The sequence below is a fragment of the Bartonella sp. AP36NXGY genome (genome assembly GCF_042195865.1).
Lineage (GTDB): Bacteria > Pseudomonadota > Alphaproteobacteria > Rhizobiales > Rhizobiaceae > Bartonella.
On the sequence record NZ_JBHIPD010000034.1, the window covers coordinates 1 to 8,969 of the forward strand.

General features: G+C 37.2%; 10 protein-coding genes and 2 pseudogenes. 11 read left to right on the forward strand and 1 reads right to left on the reverse strand.

Annotated features, from left to right (window positions below):
* Positions 1–129, reverse strand: a pseudogene (locus ACFINX_RS08875) (virulence-associated protein E); the annotation flags it as partial.
* Positions 130–392: 263 nt separating this feature from the next.
* Here ACFINX_RS08875 and ACFINX_RS08880 point away from each other — a divergent pair.
* From ACFINX_RS08880 to ACFINX_RS08930, 11 genes and pseudogenes are all read left to right on the forward strand, one after another.
* Positions 393–611 carry a TA system antitoxin ParD family protein gene (locus ACFINX_RS08880; protein ID WP_005773872.1) on the forward strand — a complete coding sequence of 73 codons (219 nt, stop codon included), beginning with the start codon at positions 393–395 and terminating at the stop codon, positions 609–611.
* A complete protein-coding gene (locus tag ACFINX_RS08885) occupies positions 604–888 on the forward strand; it encodes a type II toxin-antitoxin system RelE/ParE family toxin (RefSeq protein WP_375628392.1) in 285 nt (94 codons plus the stop codon). Before ACFINX_RS08880 ends, ACFINX_RS08885 begins: the two co-directional genes overlap by 8 nt.
* A 772-nt stretch (positions 889–1,660) precedes the next feature.
* Entirely contained in the window at positions 1,661–2,470 is an 810-nt protein-coding gene (locus ACFINX_RS08890; RefSeq protein WP_375628393.1) for a carboxymuconolactone decarboxylase family protein, read from the forward strand.
* A gap of 86 nt (positions 2,471–2,556) precedes the next feature.
* Positions 2,557–3,177, forward strand: a complete 621-nt coding sequence (locus ACFINX_RS08895) for a hypothetical protein (RefSeq protein WP_273758245.1) — start codon at positions 2,557–2,559, stop codon at positions 3,175–3,177.
* A 291-nt stretch (positions 3,178–3,468) separates the two neighbouring features.
* Positions 3,469–4,272, forward strand: a complete 804-nt coding sequence (locus tag ACFINX_RS08900) for an AfsA-related hotdog domain-containing protein (protein ID WP_375628395.1) — start codon at positions 3,469–3,471, stop codon at positions 4,270–4,272.
* A gap of 23 nt (positions 4,273–4,295) precedes the next feature.
* Positions 4,296–5,126 (forward strand): hypothetical protein, encoded by an 831-nt coding sequence (locus tag ACFINX_RS08905; RefSeq protein ID WP_330167542.1) that lies wholly within the window; start codon positions 4,296–4,298, stop codon positions 5,124–5,126.
* Positions 5,127–5,210: 84 nt separating this feature from the next.
* Entirely contained in the window at positions 5,211–5,969 is a 759-nt protein-coding gene (locus tag ACFINX_RS08910) for an HAD family phosphatase (protein ID WP_254492176.1), read from the forward strand.
* 164 nt (positions 5,970–6,133) lie between these two features.
* On the forward strand, positions 6,134–6,877 hold the full coding sequence (locus ACFINX_RS08915; RefSeq protein WP_273758243.1) for an SDR family oxidoreductase: 744 nt from the start codon (positions 6,134–6,136) through the stop codon (positions 6,875–6,877).
* 11 nt (positions 6,878–6,888) lie between these two features.
* Positions 6,889–7,821, forward strand: a complete 933-nt coding sequence (locus ACFINX_RS08920; RefSeq protein WP_375624018.1) for a DMT family transporter — start codon at positions 6,889–6,891, stop codon at positions 7,819–7,821.
* A 13-nt stretch (positions 7,822–7,834) separates the two neighbouring features.
* Positions 7,835–7,912: pseudogene (locus ACFINX_RS08925) on the forward strand (Killer protein); the annotation flags it as partial.
* Between the two features lie 18 nt (positions 7,913–7,930).
* A complete protein-coding gene (locus ACFINX_RS08930) occupies positions 7,931–8,056 on the forward strand; it encodes a hypothetical protein (protein WP_281433075.1) in 126 nt (41 codons plus the stop codon).
* Positions 8,057–8,969: the final 913 nt, after the last annotated feature.

The following is an 8,969-nucleotide window of genomic DNA, read 5'->3' on the forward strand; positions in this document are numbered from 1 at the left end:
TCTCTCTGCTTTCTGTTTTGCTCGTTTGAGATCAGCACAAAACTGTTTTGAGAAAGAAAGCGTATGATCATAAGCTTGTTTTCCAAGCAAGCCAATTCTAATGAGCGCTTGTATGATCTCTCTAAAAGAATAGATTATATAGAAGTTCGGGAATTTTGATTCCGTTGATTCTTTTAACTTATTTTCTGCCTATCCCGAACCTTTTTAGAGCTTATTCTCGATCATTTAGTTCTAAATTTATCTTTTATTTTCTCTTCTTTCAGATATTAAGAAAGATGGCTGTGAGAGAAGGAATTGTGTTAGAGATCTGCTAAGGTTATTGTGTTTCAAAGGTTGCTTTTTAACACCTTTTGAACTATATTACCACCTTATTGTAAGGTAGGAGTATAGTCATGGCTACAACTGTTAAACTGTCTGATGATCTCATTAATGAGGCTAAGCGTTACGCGTCTGTTTATAGCCGCTCGGTTCCTAAGCAAATTGAATATTGGTCGCGTATGGGCAAAATAGCCGAAGAAAATCCAGATCTCTCTTTTCAATTTATTCAAGCAATCTTACTTGGACAACAAGAAAATGCAGATGGCGATGTAACAGCATTCGAATTTGGCTGAATCTATGCAAGTTTTACAAACCAATTCATTTAAAAAAACTGTCAAAAAACTGCATGCCAACCAAAAACAAGATCTAGACCAAGCTGTTCGCGTCATTATGAAAACGCCCAACATTGGTCAAGCCAAAACAGGTGATCTTTCTGGTGTTTTTGTCTATAAATTTAAAATGGCCAAGCAATTGACGCTGCTTGCTTACAGCTATGAAGATCACACGATTACTTTGACCTTGTTAGCACTTGGCTCTCATGAAAATTTTTACCGAGATCTTAAAGCATAATATATTTTACAACTTGATAGAGGCACACAGCATTAATTTTACTAAAGTTCTCCAGTGCTAAAGGTATTAAACCAAAATTTATAGACATGATCAAGCTATATTGGGCACCTAATTGCGGCATAATATTTTTAGCTAAACCGATTGGAGGACTTTGCAGCAAAGGAGTACTGCACTCATCTGCTATTACATACCTCTAACTTGAGTTAAAAACAAAGCTCTTCCGTACACCCCAACAAATGGCTTTGTCATGATAGAACTTTACTAGATTAGAGGTAAGTCAGTAGCATCTGTTATAAATTTAACGCTTCGCACTTTCCTCGGTAAATTCAAGCCGCAAATACTAAATACAACTAAGTCCTATAGCTCAATGCGCACATAATCATGCATGGTGTTTCTACGCTCAACAAGTTACACCTCAGTTCTCTTGCGCAAATACGAATAAGAAGGGTTTAATTTGCTAATTTTAGCTCAGTCTTAAGTACAACGTCTGGAAAGGCTACACGTGCCTGCTGCATCAACGTAATATTAATGCCATAGAAAAATCCCTTACTATCTGCTATAGCTTCATAAGGATTGCCTATAATGTAAAAAATGAAAAATAATATAAAATAAATTTACAAAAATGATTGACTAGGATATTAAAGCACGATAATGATTCATGCAATGCAAATCCGCAAGAGGAGATAAGGTATTGCATTTTAATTGAAGGTTTAGTCTTTAAGGAAAGTAAAAGCCTTATCCAACTAAGGCTCCGTGGGGAGGGGGCCATTACATGCAAGAACAAACATTTGTAAATTATAAGAAAAATGCTTATGAATTGGGCGTGGAGCGTTTACGCTCTATGGAATTGGTCGAGACTCCTTCAATTCTTGAAGAAATGGCCGATGTTGCCCCTGATCTCGCAAAATTCATCATCTCTTTTGTGTATGGAGAAATTTATGAGCGACCTCACTTAACAAGCCGTATTCGGCAGCTTGCCACCGTTGCCATCTTTGCAACTCTCGGTAATGCAAGACGGCAACTCAAATTCCACCTTACCAGTGCTCTTAATATTGGGTGTAGTCCTGCTGAGCTGATTGAAGTAATGATACAGTTGGCACTTTATGCAGGGTTTCCAGCAGCCTTAAATAGTGTTTTTGCTGCAAAAGAGGTCTTTGATGAAAAGCAACTAGACTTCATATCTAGTTGCGGCTCGCCATTAGTATGCGAGGATCGCTACGAATCTGGACTGAAGGCACTAGAACATATTGATGGCCCCGATGGACAAATGATTATTAAGACACTGGGTAGCATTGCTCCAGACTTAGCTCGTTTTGTTGTTGAGTTTGGGTTTGGTGATATCTACACACGGCCTATCCTCAACTTCTTTGAACGGGAAATTATAACGGTGGCAGCGTTAGGAACGTTAGGAACTGCGATTCCACAGCTGAAGCTGCATATACAGGGTCTGCTTAATGTAGGTGGCACGCCCGAACAGGTGATTGAATTAGCAATTCACATTGCTCCTTATGCAGGCTTTCCTGCAGCGATTAATGTCGTTGAAATTGCTAAAGAAGTTTTTGTCTCACGCAAGGAGACATAGAGAAATTTATTTGCCAGCAACATCATTATTATCAAAAGCGTGATACTTACGAATTTAATTTTTTTCTTAATTTCAAGGAGAATTTAATGTCTACACCGTATCTTTTAATTACAGAAATATATCCTAAAGAAAACCAAACTCTTACAGTAGCTAAGAAATGGAGGCAGATCACAGCAGAAAAATCTGAGCAGCAGGCTACGGTGTTTGTATCTCTTGATAATAGGACTGTTCTGCAGTTGAGAGCCTTGCCCTCATTAAAACAGATTGAGAGCTTGCCGGGGATATGGGAGCTTGAATTAAAATTATTGGGAGAAGATCTTGTGAACGACTTTCGTCGTCAACTTTTGACCTATGTTGAATCGGTAAAAGTGCTCAAGCAGTCTTTGCCTAGCACACCGTATCTGCAGCTGCGTCATATTGAGGTTCCTCCAAGCCGTTTTACCTCCTACCGCCAATGGCGAGACAAAACCATTTTTGACGTAGTACGCAAGGCATCTGAGGTTGAAGAGTTTATTGCTTATCATTCCATCATTAGTACAGAGCCGGGTGTTATGTTTCTCTCCGGTTTTTCTGTTGATCCTGAAATCTATAAGAGCCTTTTTTCTTCTCCGCGCTATCAAGAGATAATTAAAAAGGCCGGAGACAATTTTATCACGGGTGGAGAAGGTGGACTTTATACAAAAATTTACAAACGCTTTATTAATTAACAACGAACTACGGCGACAGCTGTAAAACTAAGCTGCAGCTTTTGGTTTGAGTGGAGGGTAGTGATTGCTAAAAATGAGCGCTTACTCTTCTATAATATTACCGAAAAGCCATGTATGTTTTAAGTAATGTAATTATTTTGGTAAATTTTTGCTTATATTTGATCAATAACGTAGTTACCGATTTTTAAAGCCATATAATAATTTTATGAAGAGTATGTTTTTATTTCAAATAAATCAAAGAGATATAAAAAGAGAGTTAAAATTAGTTATAATTTTGAGGCAGGGAGCACAATGAAAAATACATCTAATAAGAAAATTTTTATAGTTGGCAATAAATTTCATGAATTTAGTATACATGAAAACGTTAAGACTTTTGGGGAAATTTTAGAGATAATACGTACAAATTCCTTTGCCAATTTACCTAGTAATAGTCAACTTGTTAGCGGTCAAGGGTTAACAGAAGTTCAAGCTCAAGCTCTTTATGACCAAGGACTATATCCACTCGCAGCCCACGGGATTGATATTTCTCCTCTACTACAGCGTCCACTTCGCGTTAGCCGCCTGCAAAGTCATAAGCACTACATCAGAAATGCGATTATCTCTCACCCGAAACGTTTAGATGAGCATAATTTTGAATCTCACTTAATATTGGATGAACGGTCAGAACTAATGAATGATCATCAAACTGGACAACATATACAAGGTATGGTGTTGATTGAAGCAGCTCGTCAAATGTTTTTAGCAGTTACTGAGGAATATTTTATCGGAGATAACTGGACGGAGCCGTATTACTTCGTGTTAAATAGCCTGGCTGCCAATTTTACAGGGTTTGTATTCCCTCTTGACGTTGTTTTTAACTATCGAATTAACTCTAGCGATATATCCAGATTATCTCGCCTTCACTTCGATATAACTATATCAGTTAACCAAGGCGACACGAGCGCCGCTACTCTTTCCTTTCAGTTTACTGCTTATCATGCAGAAAAACTAAAGAAGAATGAACACAAACAAGCGATTAAATTTCTTAACAAGCAAACAGGTAGGGACTCTATCTCGCGGAAAGCTGAGAACCTTGAAAATGTTTATCTTGCGTAGAGGCATTATCTATGAAAACAATAATGTACGAACTAAGTTTGACTACACAAGGACCGACTTATCCCCCGAGCGAAGTAATGGATGAAAAGGGAAATTTTATTGTTATTGGACAAATCAATCGCATGAATTCCCATGGAGAACTTACCTCAGAGTGGGGAAGAGCTTTGGTATCAACCTCTACTGTAACTCCTGAATTCGGCAAGAATGCTCCCTACGATATCATAAAAGAACTTTCAGATCCTCTTTCTAGTAGTGATGCCTCTCTTGTATTACATACTCTGCCCTTACCATTACCATGCAATAATTATCCAGTAATATTTGCACCAGCGCAATGCCCCAATGCGAAAAATATTTATCTGCCAAGCTATGGCTTCCATGAAGTACCAATACCAGACGCTCGAAACCAAGATGGTAGAAAGATTACTGCGCCGATAACCCTTGAACAATGGTGTAAAGCGAAAGGATCCATGGAAGTTTCCGTCCCTAACGACCAACGAACAGGACATTTTCGTTTTGAATTTTTGGGGTTAATTCCTAACAGTCTTTACACAATTATGGCACTACGGCAACATGATCTGAATCCCCATGCACCTACACGACCCGGCCCACTTGGTCTTCCCAATATACTACTGGCAGATGCTGATGGGCATGCCTTTTATCAAGCAATATTACCCAATCCGTTTCCATCTGTGAACGATCCCTCTGCTAATCGAATAGTAAATATCGTCTTGCTTTGGATGAGTTATCAAATGAATCGAGGCGGTGCGATCGGATGGTATGGCTTAGGAGGGGATGTCCACGCGCAGCTAAAGCTCAAAAAAACAGGTTTCTGGGAATTCACAACAAAGGATTAATATTACGAATAAATCATATCCATGCTTATAAAGAACAAACAACATTATAAAGTATTTAATTTTTTTTGAAGGGAGAAATTAATAATGAGCCTTGCGTATGCATTCTTCGATGTAGATGGCACCCTTATTCGGAGCAAGAGTATGCTCGCTTTCCACGATTTCTGGTATAAATCTTGGCTAGGTTTTTCAACCAACGCTCACCAAGAGGAATATGCAGATACTACTGCTATTTTACGTGCACACCATGATAACCAGAGTCCGCGCAGCGTAATAAACCGTCGCTTTTATGAATTTTTTGCCGGACGTGCTGTAGCAGAAGTAACAAGATGTGCAGAAACTTGGGCAAAGCGCGCGTTGATTAATCCTACTTTCTTAATCCAAGAAGTAGTAACAGAACTAAAATCCCATCATAGCCAAAAAATTGAGCCGGTCTTAGTATCCGGCTCTTTTATAGAAATTCTAGCCCCCATTGCAGAACATCTAGGTGTACCTTACATCTTGGCCACAAAACTATTGCATGATGGGCAAAAATATAATGGCCGTTTCGTCCCTCCGCAAACGATCGGCGTTGGAAAAGCGCTTGCGATTCAGGATTTTATTGAAAAACATGGTGGTGACCTTAAGAACTGCTGGGCCTACGGTGATGATATTTCCGATGAGCATATGCTGAAGCTTGTAGGTCATCCTGTCGCTGTTATTGGCGATCCTTTGCTTGAGGCGTATGCTCACAAGCATGGTTGGCGCTGTTTAAATCTACCTAAAGAATCACAAACTCTAGCATTCTCCTCTAAAAAGGTATTTCCTTTTAATGAGACGTCTTTACATGAAATATCAGTTCTTTAGTTATTCAACCTAATCACAATAAACTTTAAGGCTATCTTATTATTTAAACAATTTAATAATACTCAATACATTAAACATAATACAGTAATACATAATGCATGGCTAAAAATAAACTAGCTGAATATTAATGATTACAACTTCAGGTATAGAAAATGCTAAACGAAATGATAAAAAACACGACCGGAATTTACTCACAACAACAGAAACGTATTTTAGTCACAGGAGGCGCTCGCGGCATCGGTAAAGCAATTGTTCTAAACTTATTGAAAAATGGTCATAAGGTAGCAAGTGCAGACATCATTGACATAGAACTACCAACCTCCATCGATACGGCAAGCTTATGTAAATTGATTGTTGATATCCGCGATAAAGAAGCCATTGACTCTTCTGTCCATAAGGTTATCTCAGAATTTGGTGGTCTTGATGTCTTAGTTAATGTAGCAGGCATTTGTTATAGTGGCGATCCAGAAACAATTGATGCTCAAGAATGTGCTGAAACATTTGATGTGAATATTAAAGGAATGTTCTATATAACAGCTGCTACTTTACCCTATCTAAAAAAGGAAATTCGCGCCGATATTATAAATATTTCATCCATATGGGGTGTAGAATACAATCCTTCTTTAATTTCATATTCTTCTTCTAAATTTGCCGTAGAGGGCTATACTGGTGGGTTGCGCTTATGGGGAATGCCACAAAATATTCGTGTTTGTTCAATCCAAGTTGATAAAGTTAATACGGATTTTCGTCGAAATTTTAAAGGATTCCCAGAGATACCTCCAGAGAATCTTGCCAAAATGCTTCACCCAGATGACATTGCTTCCGCGGTCAACTTTATTCTTTCCTCATCTAATACCGCACAAATTTCTTCTATACGTCTCGATGCTCCACTTTGGTATCAAGTATAAGGATCTATCCAATGAAAATCACGCCCAGAATAGCTCTTGTCTTAACCCTCGTAGGAACCTTTTTTTGGGGTTCCAATTTCCAAGCCACTAAGATAGCTTTAACGACTGTTTCTCCATGGACAGCTTCTTTTGAGCGGTTTCTCATTGCCGTAATCGCCATATTTTTAATTATGATTTTCAAAGAAGGCTTGCGGTGGCATGTTTTATCGCAAAATTTTATTTCTTATATTTTCCTAGGGATTATCGGTGTGGCAGGGTTTAATGGCGCTTTATTTGTTGGCTTGCAAACGTCAAATCCCATAACAGCCTCCCTCATCATGGCGACAACCCCTATTAGTGCTAATATTATTGAAGCTATCATGAATAAATCTTTCCCAACCTGTGAGAGGGTTATAGGGATGCTCATTAGCATGTTCGGGGTCTATTTAGTCATAACAAATGGGAGATTTTTGTCTAACCATGTTTCCTTTGCCAAAGGAGATATTATGATTCTTTTAGGTTCCATTGGTTGGGCGTTCTATACCGTGGGCACGCGGTCATTTGTCAAGAACGCAACCCCGCTTGAAACAACAAGCTGGACGATGCTCTCTGGCACCGTCGCCCTTGGCGTCCTAACCTTTTTATTCGAATCCCCTCTTCAAGAAACGATGTCTATGTCCGGTGCTAGTTTATTCGCACTCCTTTGGATGGGGGGTGCAGGATCAGTTTTAGCCTACCTATTTTGGAATATTGGAATAGCGATCCGAGGTCCGGGTAAGACGGCGATATTTTTCAATTTTGTACCTATTTCAGCCTTATTGGTGCAAATCCTGTTCGGCTTCATCCCTCAAATCATGCAAATCATAGGCGTTTTTGTTACGATTTTTGGAGTTCTAATCGGACAAGGCTATATATTCAGCTTACTAGGATCTAGAAAAGCCGTTCCCAATGCGCATAAAGAGTAATATACTTTTTAAGATGAATGGAAATTGGCGTGTTATTTTTCGCTTTATCGGAACAGATGTGGAGCTTGTTGATTATCAAGATTACCATTGATGAAAGGAATGAAAACAAATGACGCATAACCCCGCCCATTCTAGTGAAGTTCTAAAAGTAGCTTTTTTAGAAGAAATGGGGATAACAATACAAAAATTAGCGTATCGTCCTCATATAACAAAATACGTATTTATTGTCAAATAATATTTTATCTTTTTTTGATATTTTTTTGTATTTTTTAAATACGTTGTGTATTGATAATATCTTATGATTATGAATTGCTTCTTTTATATTTATATGCGTTTAAAGCTATATTATGGGCTTTATGAAACGATTGCGTTATGTTTTGAATCTATACATCTATAATATTTAAAAAGGCTCTCATAATGCGTATTTTTATCTTTATAACCTATCAGTTTTTTTACTAAATGAATTTAAATTTTTTTGTGAATTTTGTTTATAATACATTTAAAATTTAATAGCCTCTTATAGGTGCTCTCTTTATAATCAATGCGTTCATTTACAGTTTAGTTATTTGAAGCTGCTGTTTTTACGCATTTTCTATAGCTGTTATATGCTTTATAGCCATGGCATCATTTTTCATGTTCATAAGAGAAATGATAAATAGGATATATGATAATTGTGATTTATAGACCGTTATGAAAACACTTATGAAAACATCTCAATAGAAACTGATCATTATAGAGATGAGCAAAATCCCTTTTAATAAACTTTTGTCAGTCTTGTCAGTTCTTTTTAGAACCTATATCATTTTTTTTAAATGATAAAAAATTAAAATCATTATATTTCAATAAGTTAAGTTTTATGAATTTTTCAAAATACAACTTATTAAAACAGCCATAACAAATAAATACAACTGTAAATATATATTTGTCAGTTTGTGTCAGTACATTGAATCGACAAAAGTGATCATTTAGTGAATGATTAAAACATGTCTTATGAGAGTATGTGATCTTTTAAAGCCTTTCAAAAGAAAGGGATTATAATCATAAGAAATGCTATCAAGACCATTATGGTTATGAGTTTTGACGGTTGCCTCTTTTAGATAAAAAAACGATAAAAAGTAAAAACGTTATTTTTCAATGTGTTAATATTT